Annotated in this window: 14 protein-coding genes; 9 read left to right on the top strand and 5 right to left on the bottom strand. The window is 67.8% G+C overall.

What is annotated here, in order from left to right; translation table 11 throughout:
- The 3 genes from JWN03_RS16670 to JWN03_RS16660 all read left to right on the top strand — a co-directional run bounded on the left by JWN03_RS16670 (window position 1) and on the right by JWN03_RS16660 (window position 4,167).
- Window positions 1-2,694, top strand: coding sequence for a DEAD/DEAH box helicase (locus JWN03_RS16670; protein WP_297615494.1), 2,694 nt, complete (start codon window positions 1-3; stop codon window positions 2,692-2,694).
- Window positions 2,695-2,807: 113 nt separating this feature from the next.
- Window positions 2,808-3,635 carry a DUF4333 domain-containing protein gene (locus JWN03_RS16665; RefSeq protein ID WP_297615492.1) on the top strand — a complete coding sequence of 276 codons (828 nt, stop codon included), beginning with the start codon at window positions 2,808-2,810 and terminating at the stop codon, window positions 3,633-3,635.
- 169 nt (window positions 3,636-3,804) lie between these two features.
- Window positions 3,805-4,167, top strand: coding sequence for a hypothetical protein (locus tag JWN03_RS16660; RefSeq protein ID WP_297615490.1), 363 nt, complete (start codon window positions 3,805-3,807; stop codon window positions 4,165-4,167).
- A 15-nt stretch (window positions 4,168-4,182) separates the two neighbouring features.
- On the opposite strand, the gene JWN03_RS16655 is transcribed toward JWN03_RS16660, so the two are convergent.
- Window positions 4,183-5,151: a 5'-3' exonuclease gene (locus JWN03_RS16655; RefSeq protein ID WP_297615488.1), complete on the bottom strand. Its 969-nt coding sequence runs from the start codon at window positions 5,149-5,151 to the stop codon at window positions 4,183-4,185.
- Between the two features lie 188 nt (window positions 5,152-5,339).
- Here JWN03_RS16655 and JWN03_RS16650 point away from each other — a divergent pair, with 188 nt between their 5' ends.
- Together JWN03_RS16650 and JWN03_RS16645 are read left to right on the top strand one after the other, a co-directional pair.
- Window positions 5,340-7,904 carry an alkaline phosphatase family protein gene (locus JWN03_RS16650; protein ID WP_297615485.1) on the top strand — a complete coding sequence of 855 codons (2,565 nt, stop codon included), beginning with the start codon at window positions 5,340-5,342 and terminating at the stop codon, window positions 7,902-7,904.
- A 118-nt stretch (window positions 7,905-8,022) separates the two neighbouring features.
- Window positions 8,023-9,150 carry a M24 family metallopeptidase gene (locus tag JWN03_RS16645; RefSeq protein WP_297615483.1) on the top strand — a complete coding sequence of 376 codons (1,128 nt, stop codon included), beginning with the start codon at window positions 8,023-8,025 and terminating at the stop codon, window positions 9,148-9,150.
- A gap of 57 nt (window positions 9,151-9,207) precedes the next feature.
- Here JWN03_RS16645 and JWN03_RS16640 read toward each other — a convergent pair whose 3' ends face one another.
- Complete coding sequence (locus JWN03_RS16640; RefSeq protein WP_297615481.1) at window positions 9,208-9,729, bottom strand: hemerythrin domain-containing protein; 522 nt, start codon at window positions 9,727-9,729, stop codon at window positions 9,208-9,210.
- Window positions 9,730-9,813: 84 nt separating this feature from the next.
- Window positions 9,814-10,227, bottom strand: coding sequence for a PPOX class F420-dependent oxidoreductase (locus JWN03_RS16635; RefSeq protein ID WP_297615479.1), 414 nt, complete (start codon window positions 10,225-10,227; stop codon window positions 9,814-9,816).
- A 101-nt stretch (window positions 10,228-10,328) separates the two neighbouring features.
- On the opposite strand from JWN03_RS16635, the gene JWN03_RS16630 reads away from it, so the two are divergent.
- Together JWN03_RS16630 and cbiE are read left to right on the top strand one after the other, a co-directional pair.
- Window positions 10,329-11,090, top strand: coding sequence for an SDR family NAD(P)-dependent oxidoreductase (locus JWN03_RS16630; protein ID WP_297615477.1), 762 nt, complete (start codon window positions 10,329-10,331; stop codon window positions 11,088-11,090).
- Entirely contained in the window at window positions 11,087-12,328 is a 1,242-nt protein-coding gene (cbiE, locus tag JWN03_RS16625; RefSeq protein WP_297615475.1) for a precorrin-6y C5,15-methyltransferase (decarboxylating) subunit CbiE, read from the top strand. Before JWN03_RS16630 ends, cbiE begins: the two co-directional genes overlap by 4 nt.
- Before the next feature lie 28 nt (window positions 12,329-12,356).
- Here cbiE and JWN03_RS16620 read toward each other — a convergent pair whose 3' ends face one another.
- Complete coding sequence (locus JWN03_RS16620) at window positions 12,357-12,539, bottom strand: hypothetical protein (protein ID WP_297615473.1); 183 nt, start codon at window positions 12,537-12,539, stop codon at window positions 12,357-12,359.
- A gap of 212 nt (window positions 12,540-12,751) precedes the next feature.
- Between JWN03_RS16620 and JWN03_RS16615 the strand changes: the two genes are divergently transcribed.
- Both JWN03_RS16615 and JWN03_RS16610 read left to right on the top strand, forming a co-directional pair.
- Window positions 12,752-13,321 (top strand): TerD family protein, encoded by a 570-nt coding sequence (locus JWN03_RS16615; RefSeq protein WP_297615471.1) that lies wholly within the window; start codon window positions 12,752-12,754, stop codon window positions 13,319-13,321.
- 35 nt (window positions 13,322-13,356) lie between these two features.
- Window positions 13,357-13,701 carry an STAS domain-containing protein gene (locus JWN03_RS16610; protein ID WP_297615469.1) on the top strand — a complete coding sequence of 115 codons (345 nt, stop codon included), beginning with the start codon at window positions 13,357-13,359 and terminating at the stop codon, window positions 13,699-13,701.
- Between the two features lie 30 nt (window positions 13,702-13,731).
- On the opposite strand, the gene JWN03_RS16605 is transcribed toward JWN03_RS16610, so the two are convergent.
- Window positions 13,732-15,251, bottom strand: a 1,520-nt coding sequence (locus tag JWN03_RS16605; RefSeq protein ID WP_297615467.1) for a SpoIIE family protein phosphatase, incomplete at its 5' end; no start/stop codon positions are given.

Genomic DNA, 15,251 nt, shown 5'->3' with positions numbered 1-15,251 from the left:
GTGACATCAAGGTCGCTTACTGGCGAACTGGCGGCATTCGACGCCGAGCTGAAATTCGAGCTGGATCCGTTCCAGCGCCAATCGTGTGAGGCGCTGGAGGGCGGGCACAGTGTGCTCGTCTGTGCGCCCACCGGCGCCGGCAAGACCGTGGTGGGCGAATTCGCCGTCCACCTGGCGCTGGCGTCTGGCGGCAAATGCTTCTATACGACGCCCATCAAGGCGCTGTCGAACCAGAAGTTCGCCGATCTGACCGCGCGCTACGGGCGTGAGACGGTGGGCTTGCTCACCGGTGACCAGTCCATCAATCCGCACGCCTCCGTCGTGGTCATGACCACCGAGGTGCTGCGGAATATGATCTACGCGAGTTCCGATGCGCTGCAGGGGCTCTCGTATGTGGTGATGGACGAGGTGCACTACCTGGCGGACCGGTTCCGCGGCGCGGTGTGGGAGGAGGTCATCCTGCACCTGCCGCCCGAGGTGCGGCTGGCGTGCCTGTCGGCGACGGTCAGCAATGCCGAGGAGTTCGGCGCGTGGATGGAGACGGTGCGCGGCGATACCGCGGTCATAGTGGACGAGACCCGGCCGGTGCCGCTCTCGCAGCACGTCCTGGTCGGGCGGCGCATGTTCGATCTGTTCGACGCGAAGTCCAGCGATCAGAAGGTGCTGGTCGACGAGGATCTGGTGCGCTTCATCAAGCAGCGCGAAGCCGCCGATCGTCAGGAGCACTTCGGCGTGCCCGGGCGTGGTCGCGGTGGCCCGCGCCGGTTCTTCCGCCCGGTGCCGCGGCCGGAGGTGATCGCTCGCCTCGAAGAGGAGCGGCTGCTGCCGGCCATCACCTTCATCTTCAGCCGTGCGGGTTGTGACGGTGCGCTGCAGCAGTGTGTCCGTTCGAGGCTTGACCTCACTCGCGGCGACGATCGCGCGGAGGTCGACGCGATCATCGAGAAGCACACCGGCGAGCTGCCGCGCGGTGATCTCGAGGTGCTCGGCTACTGGGAGTGGCGCGAAGGGCTGCACCGCGGCTTCGCCGCGCATCACGCGGGCATGCTGCCGGCCTTCCGGCACACGGTCGAGGATTTGTTCGTGCGCGGCCTCGTGCGCGCCGTATTCGCCACGGAGACACTGGCTCTGGGCATCAATATGCCCGCGCGCACAGTGGTGCTCGAACGCCTGGTGAAGTTCAATGGCGAGACCCATGCCGAACTGACACCGGGGGAGTACACGCAGCTCACCGGTCGTGCGGGGCGGCGTGGCATCGATGTCGAGGGCCATGCGGTGGTCATGTGGAATCCCGAACTGGACACCAGCGCGGTGGCCGGATTGGCTTCCACGCGTACCTATCCGCTCAAGAGTTCCTTCCGGCCCGGCTACAACATGTCCATCAATCTGGTGGACCGGATGGGTGCGGAGGATGCGCGGCGCCTGCTGGAGCGGTCCTTCGCGCAGTTCCAGGCCGACCGGTCGGTCGTGGGCCTGGTGCGTGGCATCGAACGCAATGAGGCCCAGCTGCGCAAGCTGCGCTCACAGCTGGGCGACGACGACTTCCTCGAGTACTTCCAACTGCGCGAGCGCATTCGGGGCCGGGAACGGGCGATCGAGAATCAGGGCCGCACCGACCGCCGCTCCGCCGCCGTCTCCGCACTCGCCGGGCTCCGGCGCGGCGATGTGGTGGCGATTCCGGCGGGACGTCGCCAGGGACTTGCCGTGGTGCTGGAACCCGATCAGACACCGGGAGATCCGCGCCCGCTGGTGCTCACCGAGGACAAGTGGGCGGGCCGGGTCTCGGCCGCCGATTTCCCGACGCCCGCGCAGTCTTTGGGGCACCTGCGCCTGCCGCGGCACGTCGATCACCGGACCTCCCGGGTACGCCGGGATCTGGCCTCGGCGCTGCGCAGCACCGGCATCGTGGTGCCCGGGGGCCGGCGCGGTGGCAAGAAGTCCAAGGCCGCCGACGACCATGAGTTGCAGGCGCTTCGGCGTGCGCTGCGCAACCATCCAGCACACGAACGCCCGGATCGGGAACAGTTGGCGCGCCTCGGCGAACGCTACAACCGGACCGAGCGGGAAACCGAGTCCATGCGGCAGGAGGTGGCCTCGACGACGAATTCGCTGGCCCGTACCTTCGACCGCATTCTCGGGCTGCTGGGGGAACGCGGTTATGTCGAGGACGGTGAGGTGACCGCCGACGGGCGGCGTTTGGCGCGCATCTACGCCGAAGCCGATCTGGTGGTGGCCGAATGCCTGCGGGAAGGCCTGTGGCGCGGGCTCGGTCCGGCCGAGTTGGCGTCCGTGGTGTCGATCCTGGTGTTCGAATCCCGCCAGGAGGGCGGCTATCTCGGCGCCTCGGGCCCGACCGCGCCCATTCGCCGGGCGGTCGACGCGACCATCGGGGTGTGGACGCAATTGCGGTCCGACGAATCCCGGCATCGCCTGCCACCGACCCGGGAGCCGGACCTCGGCTTCGTCAACGGCATCCATTCCTGGGCGCGCGGCGATGACCTCGCCGACGCCCTGCTCACCAGCGGGGATCGCGGAAACCCGCTCTCCGCGGGCGATTTCGTGCGCTGGTGCCGGCAGATCATCGACATGCTGGATCAGATTCACAACACCGCCGACGACGTGGAGGTCGCGGCCACCGCGTCCAAGGCGGTCAAGGCAATTCGGCGGGGTGTCGTCGCGGTGGACGCGGCGTAGCCAATTGGACTGTGCTTTGATTCTGTAGACGTACCGACCGCGGTGGGTTCACGAGCGTGTTCCTGCTCGGGGGGCTAGCGTGTGTACATCGGATTGCGAGTGGAGGCAAGCAAATGAGCGGCCCGTACGGACCGAACGACGCCCCAGGCACTGGGGAGGGACGCAACGATCCGACGCAGCACTGGGGAGGCGGCCAGCCCGCGCCCGGCGGCGCCGGACCGAACTGGGGTGGTCAGCAGCCTGCGCAGCCGACCACGAATTGGGGAGACCAGCAGCAACCGCAGCAGCCGTGGGCGCAGAGCCAGCCGCCGCAGCCGCAGCCCGGGCAGGAGCCGTGGGCACAGGGTCAACCGCAGCAGCCGCAACCCGGTCAGCAGTGGGGACAGAGCCAGCCGCAGTGGGCGCAGCCCGGGCAGCCGGGTCAGCCGCAGCCGGGTCAGCCGCAGCCGGGTCAACCGGAGTGGGGCCAGCAGCCGCAGCAGCCGGTGACCGGCCAGGAGTGGGGACAGCAGCCCCCGCAGACCGGTCAGCAGCCGTGGGCGGGCAGCCAGCCGCAGTGGCCGCAGCAGGGCCAGCCGGGTCAGCCCGGGCAGCCGGGTCAGCAGTGGCCGCAGCCGCAGCCGGCCAAAAAGAAGAAGACCGGCCTGATCATCGGCATCGTGGCCGCCGTCGTGGTGGTGCTCGGCGCCGTCATCGGTGGTGTGCTGGTACTGACCGCCAAGGATCAGCTGGACAATTCAGCCGTGGCGACCGGTGTCCAGAAGGTGCTCAAGGATTCCTACGGCATCGATGATGTCCAGGATGTGAGCTGCCCGTCCGGCCAGAAGGTCGAGGTCGACAAGACCTTCGACTGCTCGCTCAAGGTCGGCGGCGAAGCCAAGAAGGTCACCATCAAGGTCACCAAGACCGATGGCACCTATGAGGTCGGCCGCCCGAGCTGATCGATAGCACGACAGTCGCTGGGCCCGGGGTGATCTCACGATCACCCCGGGCCTGCGGCATTTTCGGGGGTGATGCGGGCCGATTGCCGGAGTAGAGTGGCCGGTGATCTTGAAAATGGCTAGGAGTGGGGGTGCGATGAAAACTGCTGTGCGTAAGGCGTCTTGGAGCGTGACCACAATCGCGGTGGTGGCCGCGGCCCTCGCTCCCGCGGTGGTGCATGCCGCGGTGCCGGATCCCGTGGTCAACGACTGTGCGAGCTACCCCGCCCAGTCCGTGACGCGTCCGGCGAATCTGCTGCTGGCATGTGGGGACGGCGGCCTGTGGGTCAAGAACATCGCGTGGAGTTCCTGGGGCCCCGATACTGCCGAGGGTGACGGCATCGAGTACCGGCGGGTCTGCGTACCCGATTGCGCCACTGGGGGTGTCTCGACCGGTCCGACCCACATCACGCTGCGGAATCTGGACGGCGGCCGGTTCAAGCAGGCCGTGATCTCCGACCTGAACGGTAAGCCGGAGACTTGGCCGCTGTAGCTTCGGCCGCTGTGATCAGCGCTTGGCCAGGGCGGCGATCAGCCGCTTGACCGGGCTCTCCGCGTTGTACGCGACGGCCAGCGCCTGCAGGCCCGCCGGATCGGCGGGCTCGCGCGCCAGCTCGTCACTGCGCGAGAATTCCACCGTGGCATCACGAACCACGCGTACAACCGTGGTGGCGGCCTTCAGATAATCTTCCGCCGCAACGAGTTTCGCGCGCACGCCCTTGGCGAGGTCCGAATCCGGGTCGGCGGCCGCCGCTCGTAGCGCCTCGATCGAACCGAATTTGGTGATCAGCTGGGCGGCGGATTTGTCGCCGATGCCCGCGACACCGGGCAGGCCGTCGGAGGCATCCCCGCGCAGGGTGGCCATATCGGCGTACGCGATGCCCGCGTTCGCTTCCGGCACACCGTATTTCGCGGAGACGTCGGCCGGGCCCCAGAGCTCGGCCTTGGCCAGGCCGCGGCCGACGTAGAAGACCTGCACCCGCGGTGCGGGGGTATCGCGCACCAGTTGCAGCAGATCGCGGTCACCGCTGACCACGATCACGTCGGCATCGCGTTCCACCGTGGCGAGGGTGCCGATCACATCGTCGGCTTCCAGACCTGCCGCACCCGCGGTGGCGATGCCTGCGGCCGCGAGCACCTCCATGATCATGTCCACCTGCGGGGTCAGCGTGTCCGGAACCTCTTCGGCCACAGGGCCGATGGCGTCGGCGGGGACAGTGTCGGCGACCCGCTGCGCCTTGTAGGACGGGATCAGATCGACCCGGAACCTCGGCCGCCAATCCAGGTCCAGGCAGACCACGAGGCGGCTGGGGGCGTGCTGTTTGACGAGCGCCGCGACCATATCGGTGAAGCCGCGCACGGCATTCACCGGTTGCCCGTCGGGTGCGGTGATCTTCTCGGGAATCGCGTAGAAGGCGCGGAACCAGAGGCTGGCACCGTCGAGCAGCAACAGGGGACCGGTGGCGGGGGCGCTCATATGCCAGACGGTACCGCGCAGCCCCGACACGGGGGCGGGTGCCGTGCCGAGCTCGATGCGGATACGCCGTGCAGCCGCTAGGGTCGCGTCTCGGGTCACGGTGGGTTCGTCAGTGAGAAGCCGGATGGAGAGTTATGGATCGGCGAAGTTTTCTGCGGAACCTCGGGACGGCCGGGACGCTGTCACTGTTGCCCCCGAGTTTGCTGGAGGCCTGGGCGGATGCGGCCCCGGCGGGTGGACTGGACCGCATCGAGCATGTGGTCGTGCTGATGCAGGAGAACCGTTCCTTCGATCACTACTACGGCACGCTGGCCGGGGTGCGCGGGTATTCGGACCTCAATGCGCTGCAGTTGCCGAGCGGGCGGTCGGTATTCCATCAGCCGCAGGGCGACGGGTATGTGCTGCCCTTCCGCACCGAGCTGGAGAACCTGGCGGGCTGTGATCACACGGCGGACACCGGGCACCGCGCCGCCGCCGACGGGCGCTGGGACGGCTGGATCGAGGCCAAGGGCACCGGGACCATGGCTGGATACGGCCGCGGATCGCTGGAGTTCTATCACCAACTGGCAGAGGCGTTCACGCTGTGTGATCGCAATCACTGCTCGGTCAACGGCCCGACCGATCCGAATCGGCACTACCTGTTTTCCGGGGTGGTGAAGAACCCGTACGCCTTGGAGAATTTCGACTCCATGCTGCAGCAAACGCTGTACGCGACACCCGAACTCACACCGTGGATAGAGAGCCAGCCGATCGGCGTCGTGGTCGATGTGATCGCCGCCGCGCTACAGGGGGCATCGGGCGTACCCGCACCGCTGCTGAAGGCGCTGGACCCCATCATCGGACTTTCGGTGCCGTCGGCGCTGTTCTCCTTTGCCGCGCTGAAGGCTCCCGACGGCCGAGAGTTGCTGGAGGAGGCCATCACCGGATTGCGCGAGTCGACCTATGCCGAACGTCTGCAGCAGTCCGGCGTCGGCTGGCAGGTGTATCAGGAGTGGGACAACTACGGGGACAACTCGCTCGAGTACTACGCCACCTTCCGGGCGGCCGCGCGAAATGCGTTGAAGTACACCGACACCGGCAAGGGCGGCCCCTTCCGGACCTTCTATGGGTACTACCAGAAGCTGCTGGGCGCACCACAGCTCGCGGACACCATGGATCCCGCGCTGCAGCGCGGGATGGCCGAGCTGTCGGAGCTGGAGCGGGCGCTGGTGGAGCGCGGATTGCTGCGCACGCCGGCCGGATCGGTGGCGAAGGCGTTCCGCGCCGATGTCGAATCGGGGCGACTGCCCAAGGTGTCGTGGATTGTGCTGCCCGAGGCCCAATCCGAGCATCCGGTGTGGGGGCCGCGCAACGGTCAGGCGGTGGTGCGTGATCTGCTGGCCGCGATCAGTGACAATCGCGAGGTGTGGGATCGGACCGTCGTGATCATCAATTACGACGAGAACGACGGGTATTTCGACCACATCCCCGCACCGACGCCGCCGCCCGGCACGGCCGACGAATACCTGTACGGGCTCAATCTCGGTCTGGGCGCGCGGGTTCCGCTGTTGGTGGTGTCGCCCTGGAGCAAGGGACAGGTCTGTTCGGAACTGTTCGATCACACGTCGGTATTGCGATTACTGGAGCGGGTGACCGGGGTCGAGGAACCGAATATCAGTGCGTGGCGGCGCGAAATGAGCGGGGATCTGACCTCGGTGCTGGATTTCTCCGCTGCGGCGGCCCCGGTGCTGCCCAGTGCGCAGGCGTCCGCCCCACAGTCGAGTAGTGGTGCACCGCAACCTGTTCCGGCTGTCCAGCAGCTGCCCGTGCAGAACGGCGGGAGCGTCGCACGGGTGCCGCTGCCGTACCGGATGGGTGCGCGGGCGCAGCAGCGCTCGGGGGCGATCGCCGTCACCATGGACAACCGTGGCACGGCGGCCACGCAGTTCGCCGTGTACCCGAATGCCTTCGTGGACAACTTCACTCCCGCCCGCTTCGATGTCGGTCCCGGCGCGAGTGCGGCAGGCGATTTCACCGCTCCGGGTGGGCGATACGACTACACGGTCTACGGCGCGGACGGGTTCCAGCGGCGCTTCGCGGGCGATCTCGCCGCGCCCGGCGCACCGCTGGAGGTGACGGCGACGGCGGCCGTCTCCGGTTCTCGCACAGTCGAATTCGCGTTCGCCAATCCGGGTTCACAGGCGGCGAAATTCACGGTCGTTTCGAATGCGTATCGGGCTGACGGCCCGTGGCACATCGATGTTCCGGCGGGGGAGGCGCGCAGCTGGACGCTCGGATTCGATGCCGCCGCCGAAGGTGCGGGCTGGTACGACCTGTCGGTCACCGCGGATCTCGATGCCGGATTCCTGCGCCGCACACGCGGTTTCGTGGAGACCGGTGCGCGGGGCCGCACAGCGGACGATGCCGCGCCGTTCGATCGGCTGCTCGCGGATCGGTCCATGTACGAGGCGGGCCGCGATCTTGTGGTGACCTATGCGCTGGCCGGTCCGATCGCAGGGCATCGGCTGGCCGTCTACGCCGAGGGCGCGGCCTCCCGGGATGTGCCCTCGACGCCACCCCTGTACACGCTGGACCTGCCCTCCGGCAGCACCGGCGACCAGGTCGTCATGTCGATGGGCGGGCTGGTGCACGCGGCGGGAATCCAGTTCGCCGCCGGGGCGGTCGCGGCTCCGGCCGCCGGAAACTACCTGCTGCATCACCTCGACGATGCGGGCCGCAGTCTGGCGTGGCCGGTCCGATTCCGCGTGTTGTGAGTTGCGGGCGACGGAAGCTGCATCGCCTCAGCGCAATCCGGCCGTATCGCTGCGGGTGTGCTGACACGACCGGGTGACCGAATCGAATGGTCCGGGTGCGCCGGGTAACGTCGGGGGCATGAGCTCTCATGACGAGTCACGGTTCACAGCGGACGTCTACGGGGTGCGGTTGGAGCGGGCGGCCGAGTTGACCCGGGCCGCCCACCTGGACGCGCTGCTCATCACCCCCGGTCCGGATCTGCAGTATCTGATCGGGTCCACGGCGCAGTCGTTCGAGCGGCTGACCTGTCTGGTGGTGCCGGCGTCCGGGGAGACACCGTCGGTGGTGATTCCGAAGATGGAGTTGGCGTCGCTGGGTGGTTCCGCGGCCGGTGAACTGGGTTTGCAGGTGATCGATTGGGTCGACGGCGTCGATCCGTACGCGCTGGTGAAGTCGGTGCTCAATGCCGGTGCGCGGACCGCGGTCGACGATGCCATGCCCGCCCTGCACCTGCTGCCCATCGCCGATCGGCTCGGCGCTCTCCCGGTATCGGCGACCCCGGTGCTGCGCGAACTGCGAATGCTCAAGGACCCCAGCGAAATCGACGCACTGCGGCGCGCGGGCGCGGCCATCGACCGGGTGCATGCCCGCATGGGTGAATTCCTGCGCGCCGGCCGCACCGAAGCCGAGGTGGCCGCCGATATCACCACCGCCATCATCGAGGAGGGCCACACCCGCGCCGCCTTCGTGATCGTCGGCAGCGGCCCGCACGGTGCGGATCCGCACCACGAGGTCTCCGACCGCATCATCGAGGACGGGGATGTGGTGGTCATCGATATCGGCGGACCCGTGCAGCCCGGCTACTTCTCCGACTCCACCCGCACGTATGTGCTGGGCGAGCCGTCCGAGGAAGTGGCGGCGCAGTTCGCGGAGCTGGAGCGCGCGCAGGCGGCCGCCGTCGCCGCCGTGCGCCCGGGAGCGACCGCGCAGTCCATCGACGCGGCTGCCCGCGACGTGCTCATCGCCGCCGAGGTGGGCGAGTACTTCGTGCATCGCACCGGCCACGGGATCGGCCTGTCGGTGCACGAGGAGCCCTACATCGTTTCGGGCAACGATCTGGTTCTGGAAGCAGGCATGGCCTTCAGCATCGAGCCGGGAATTTACTTCTCCGGCGAGTGGGGCGCCCGCATCGAGGACATCGTGGTGGTCACCGAGGACGGGTGCGAGTCGATGAACAAGCAGCCGCACGGACTCACCCGGCTGTAGACAGGTTCGTTCCGATGCCGTCCCATCGTGCCGAAAGGCATTGGCGGGACGGCATTTTCAGCCGTAGTGCCAGTCGGTGTCCATGCGCAGGAAGTACGGGAAGAGCGACGCCTCCTCGTAGTCGAGGTGCGCGAGGAGATGATCGCCGAGGTCGGTGAGCAGTTGCCGCAGCTCGGCGATATCGGCGGCATCGGCCGTGAGGTTGATCGCGGCCCTGCGGGTGGTGGTGGTCAATCGGGCGACCGCGTGATGCTCCGCGCTCAGGCGATCGACGACCGCGCCCAGTTCCTCGGGGAAGCGGCGGCGCATAACGGGCAGCATGGCATCGTCCTCGATGGCGTGGTGACGGTTCACGCCCAGGCAGTAGTAGTCGCAGTTGACGCGCAATTGCCAGGCGAAGTCGGCGACGGTGAGCCCATTGATCAGCGCGGCGACCTCGGCATGGTCCGCGCTCTCCTCGGCGAGCAGGCCGATGGCCTGCTGGATGGCGGCCAGATCGCGCCGTAATTCCTGATGGATCGCCCGCAGTTGCGCGACCATCTGCTGCCCGGCGGGGGTGCCGGTGTCGTAGAGCGCCAACCTGCTGCCTCCTGTGCGGGAAGAGCGGAACGGTCGGCATCCACGGTAGTGCGACCGGTCGGTTCTATCCCGCGACGCGCAGAGCTACGCGCCCGGCTTGAAGCCGCTGCTCGACAGCACCCGCTGTACGGCGATGGTGATGACCACCCGCGTCGGATTCTCCCGAGGCTGCCGATAACGCCCCGTGTAGCGCTCGACGGCGCCGGCCACCGACTCCGGATCGTCCAGCACCGTCGCCGGACCCTCCAGGGTGATCCAGCGCGCTCCGTCCACCTGGCTCACCGCCGCATATCCGCCTCGCCGTGCATTGCGCACCTTCACCGACGCGCCATCGGCGATGATCCGCGCGAGCCCGGACTCCGGATCCCAGGTGAATCCGACCGCCACCACATGCGGCGTGCCATCGGCCCGCAGGGTGGTCAGCGTGGCCAGATGCCGCTCGGTCACGAATTCGGCGGCGGCGGGCGAGAGTTCGAAACGCGTCTCGGTGCTCGGCATGAGCACGACGGTAGCAATCACGACCCCGGGCAGACTCGGCGCGTGCGGGTCGCGTGAGTTGGCGCGCCGGGCGCTCCGCGGCGGATGGCAGACTGTTTGCCATGGGATTGGGATCGCGGGACGCCGATGCGGGCGTCGTGCTCTTGCTGGGTGGACGTAGTGAGATCGGGCTCGAGGTGGCGCGGCGGCTCGCACCGGGCCGGGTGGTGGTGCTGGCGGCGCGGCGCAGCGGCGAGCTGGGAGCACAGGAGTCCGAATTACGGGCGGCGGGTGCGGATGCGGTGCACTGCGTGGAATTCGATGCGGACGATTTCGCGAGCCACCACGGTTTGCTGGAGAAGGTGATCGCCGAGCACGGACCGCTCGGGGTGACGGTGCTGGCCTTCGGTGTGCTGGGGGATCAGGCTCGCGCGGAACGGGATCCGGCGCATGCGGTCGCCGTGGTGCAGACCGACTATGTGGCACAGGTGAGCGTGCTGACCAGTCTCTCGCAGCTCTTGCGTGAGCAGGGATCGGGCCAGATGGTGGTCTTCAGTTCCATCGCCGGTATTCGGGTGCGCCGCGCCAACTACGTCTACGGATCGGCCAAGGCCGGGCTCGACGGTTTCACCAACGGCCTGCAGGATGCCCTGCACGGCACCGGAATTCACCTGCTGCTGATTCGTTCCGGCTTTGTCGTCGGCCGCATGTCGGCGGGCATGGAACCGGCCCCGCTCTCCAGCACCCCGGACCAGGTCGCCGACGCGGTGGTTCGAGGACTGTACCGGCGCTCGCGGGTGGTCAATGTGCCGCGCACCATCAAGCTCCTGTTCATCGCCATACGCTTTGTGCCGCAATCGATCTGGCGGCGGGCGCCGCGATGACCGAGGTACCGGCGCTGTCGTGGTCCGGCGACCCGATCGTGGTCGCCGGAATCGGCGCCGACGGCTGGGACGGGCTCGGCGGCGCGACCCGGCGGGTTATAGCCGAAGTGCAGGTGCTGCTCGGTTCGGAGCGGCAGCTGGCGCTGGTACCGGATGCGGAGAGCGCGGCCGAACGGGTCGCGTGGCCGTCGCCGCTGGTACCTGCCCTGCCCGGATTACTGGAAAAGTTTGCGGGCATGCGGGTTTGCGTGCTCGCTAGCGGTGATCCGATGTTCTACGGCATCGGCGTGACCCTCGCACGGCTGGTGGGCGCATCCGCCCTGCGCGTGCTGCCGCAGCCGTCCTCGGCGTCACTGGCCTGCGCACGGCTGGGCTGGGGACTGGCGGACACTCCCGTGGTGAGTGCGGTCGGCCGTCGCCTCGAAACGGTTCTTCCCGAATTGGCCGACGGGCGCCGGATTCTTGTACTCAGCTCCGACGAGCACACACCCGCACAGCTGGCGGAAGTCCTGGCGCGCAACGGCTTCGGCGCGTCCACGCTGACCGTGCTCGAGCAGCTCGGTGGCCCAGGCGAACAGCTCGCCGCCGCCGTCGCCGCGAAATGGGAACGGCCACCCGGTGATCCGCTGAATATCGTCGCCGTCGACTGTGTCGCGGATCAGGCCGCCCCACGCCTCACCCGGCTGCCCGGCCTGCCGGACGCGGTCTACAGCGGTGATGGTCAGCTCACCAAATACGAGATCCGCACCCTCAGCGTGGCCGCACTCGCCCCCGCCCCCGGCGAAGTGCTGTGGGATGTGGGCGGCGGCTCGGGCACCATTGCCATCGAATGGTCCCGCACCCATCCGTCGTGCCGCGCGATCACGTTCGAGCGAATCGAGAGCCGCCGCAAGCAGATCAGCGAAAATGCCGCCGCACTCGGTGTCCCCGGAATCGAGGTGCGCGGCGCGGCCCCCGAAGCATTTGCGGACCTGCCCGCTCCGAACGCCGTATTCCTCGGTGGCGGCCTCACTCAGGACGGCATGTTCGAAGCCTGCTGGGACCGCCTGCCCCCGGGCGGGCGATTGGTCGCCAATGCGGTGACCGCGGAATCCGAGGCGCAATTGACCGGGCTGGCCGCCGAACACGGTGGCACGTTGCGCCGATTCCAGGTCTATCGTGCCGAACCGCTGGGCGGATTCACCTCATGGCGACCGCAACTCCCCGTGACACAGTGGTCGGTGGTCAAATCCGGGTAGTGCGAAGCGTGCCTCGGGTGGTGATCGACTACAGGCCGGGCAGAATGCCGAGCGTGAGGATCACGCCGGCGAGGGCGCTGCTGGCCATCGCGACGGCGGCGGTCTGACGCTGGGCCTGGAGGTATCGGCGCTGGTGAGGGCCGGTCCACACCGAGGTGGCGGTGTTCGGATTCGCCGTGCGGAACGGGCTCACAAGTCGTTGCTCGATCAAGGTCACCTCCCTCCAGTACCCCCGAATCCAGGTGCCAAACAGTCTGCGGTCGACTGTTTGGTTCGAGTAGCTCGACCTCGTTGCCGACGTGCTGTCGAGCCGAGGGTCACGCAACCTGTTTCGACCCGCGAACTCCGGGAAAGACCGCACTGTGGGCAGCTGATCGGATATAGCTGCGCCGGAACAAATCTCGGATCGGAAGGTGACACTCGGTGTCCATAGCGCTGCAGAATCCCGATGGTACGACGCTGGAAAGCGTTGCGGTCGCATTGGGTTGGGACCCATCGGAATTCGGCTTGGTGGAACAGCCAGACGGTACCGTGGCCGATGCCTTCAGGTTCGATTTGAATTTGGCGGCACTGCTTTTCAGTGGTGATCGACTGGTGGATGTCGTCTTTCACGACCAGCTCATCTCGCAGGACGGCTCGGTCCGCCACACCGGTGACAACCAGACCGGTGAGGGCGCCGGGGACAATGAGGTGATCGTTTTCGACCTGGTGCGGATGGCGCCGGAGGTCACCATGGTCATCGTCGTCGTAACTTCTTACACCGGGCAGAGTTTCGCGAATATCGACAATGCCTACTGCCGTTTTGTCGATGCCGGATCCACTGTCGAGATCACTCGCTACATGTTGACCGGAGGCCCCCACACGGCGCTGGTGGTGTGCAGACTGTTCCGCACACCCGCGTCCTGGGGCTTCGACGCCATCGGCGCGGGCATCCCCGCACTGCACGTCGCCGAGGCCGTCCCGCACCTGACGCCGTATCTGGTCGCAAGCTGATCGGCGGGGGCGCGCGGGCACGGTAGGTTGAACCTGTGTCACGCATATTGACGGTGCAGCAGCGGTCCCACGGCGCGAGTGTGGTGCTCACTGTCGACGGCGAAGTCGATATGGCTTCCGCACCGGTATTGAGTTCGGCTCTGGAGCAAGCGCAGCGCGACCATCCGCCGCTGGTGGTGGTGGACATGTCCAAGGTCGAATTCTTCGGTTCGGCGGGTATGAGTGTGCTGATCGCCGCGTCCGACGCGCAGCCGCAGGCGCTCCGGGTCGTCCCCTCCTACGCCGTGCGCCGCCCCATCGAGGTGGCCGCACTGGATCAGCTGCTCGAGCTGTTCGACACCGTCGAGGACGCGCTGGAAGGTTCGCCTCCGATCAGCTGAATTCGGCTCCGGCACAATGGTTCTGCCGGATCACGGTTGCTGGTAGACCAGCAGGGCCACATCGTCGTCGGGATTGCCCTCGTCGAGCAGTGAGCCACACAGGTATTCGACAGCGGCATCGGGAGTCAGACGGACAGCCTTGGCCAGTGCCGCTGCCGCGCGCTCGATACCGGTGTCGATGATCTCCTGCCGTCGTTCGACAAGTCCGTCCGTATAGAGCAGTAGCAGCGAACCCGCCGCAATGTCGGTTGTCGCTTCGGGCCGTTCGCGTCCGATGCGGACGGCCAGCGGCAAGGACTGCGCGTCCCGCAGCTTCTGGACGTTCCCATCAGGTTCGGCCAGCAATGCGGGCAGGTGCCCGGCGCTGCTGTATCGAATGCGCCGCGAGGCCGGGTCGATCACCGCGCAGAAGACGGTGGCACAGTAGGCCCCCGATTGGCGTTGGGCGAAGCGATCCAGCGCCGCGAGCACGCCGCCCGGCCCGGTGTTCTCCAGCAGCAGCGCTCGCGCGGCGCTGCGGAGCTGACCCATGGCGGTTGCCGCGGGCAGACCGTGGCCGACCACATCACCCACGACCACGCCGTAGCGCTCTCCGGGCAGCTCTACGACGTCGTACCAGTCGCCGCCGACCTCCAGGGTCGAACTGGCGGGTTCGTAGCGCACAGCGAAGCCGGGAGGCAGATCGGCGGGCCCCAGAATCGCGCGTTGCAGCGCGAGGGCGACCTGACGTTGCTCATCACCGGCCCGAGCGCGCCCGAGCGCCCGCTGCAGATGCGCCGTCAGCTGCACCATCAGGGTCCGATCCGCGACGGTGAACGGTCGTGGATGCCCGAATTCGAACCACAGCATCGCTTGATCGGTGCCGTCGTACAGGGGCGCGCCGACCGCGGTCACCGTGGCGGCGCCCGCGCCCGGGGGAGCGACCGTGCAGAGGTTTCCGGCGCGGGCCTGTTCGGCGGCCTGCTGCGGTGGCAGGTCACCCTCCGGCGGTGCGATCGGACCGGTGCCGGCGATCACCACCGGCGCATCGGGCGCATCGAGCTGGTCGAAGCGGAGCAACGTGACACGTTCGGCCTGCCAGACGTCCCGCAGTTCTGCCAGACCGACTCGGACCACGGTGGCGCTGTCGTCGAGCCCGGTGAGCAGACCGGCCAGTCGCGCGACAGCGGCATCACGCTCGGCGGTCAAATACTGTGCGGTGATATCGCGCAACGTGCCGACCAGCAGTGGTGTGCCCTTGCGCTGATCCCGCAGCGAGTCCAGCGAAACGTCGATCCAGAGCCGATGACCGTCCCGATGCTGCAGCGGCAGTACGAAACGCCCGCGCCCCTCGGCCTTGATGACCTCGTGCGCGGCGGCGATCAGTGCGAAACCCTCGGGGTCGTTCTCGGCGTCCGGCCACCAGGGATGCGGCCTGCGCCACGGCAATTGTGTTGCGCCATAACCGAGTAGCTGGGTGAAGCCGTCATTGATCTCGAGGACCGTGAGATCGGCGTCGGCAACGAAGAATCCGTCCTGCATCGCATTGACAAGGGCTGTGCGCCAGGCGG

It is taken from the genome of Nocardia sp. (assembly GCF_025465275.1).
In the GTDB taxonomy this organism is placed as follows: domain Bacteria; phylum Actinomycetota; class Actinomycetes; order Mycobacteriales; family Mycobacteriaceae; genus Nocardia.
The sequence above is the reverse complement of the archived record's forward strand: the minus strand, read 5'-3'. Positions and strand labels throughout refer to the sequence as shown.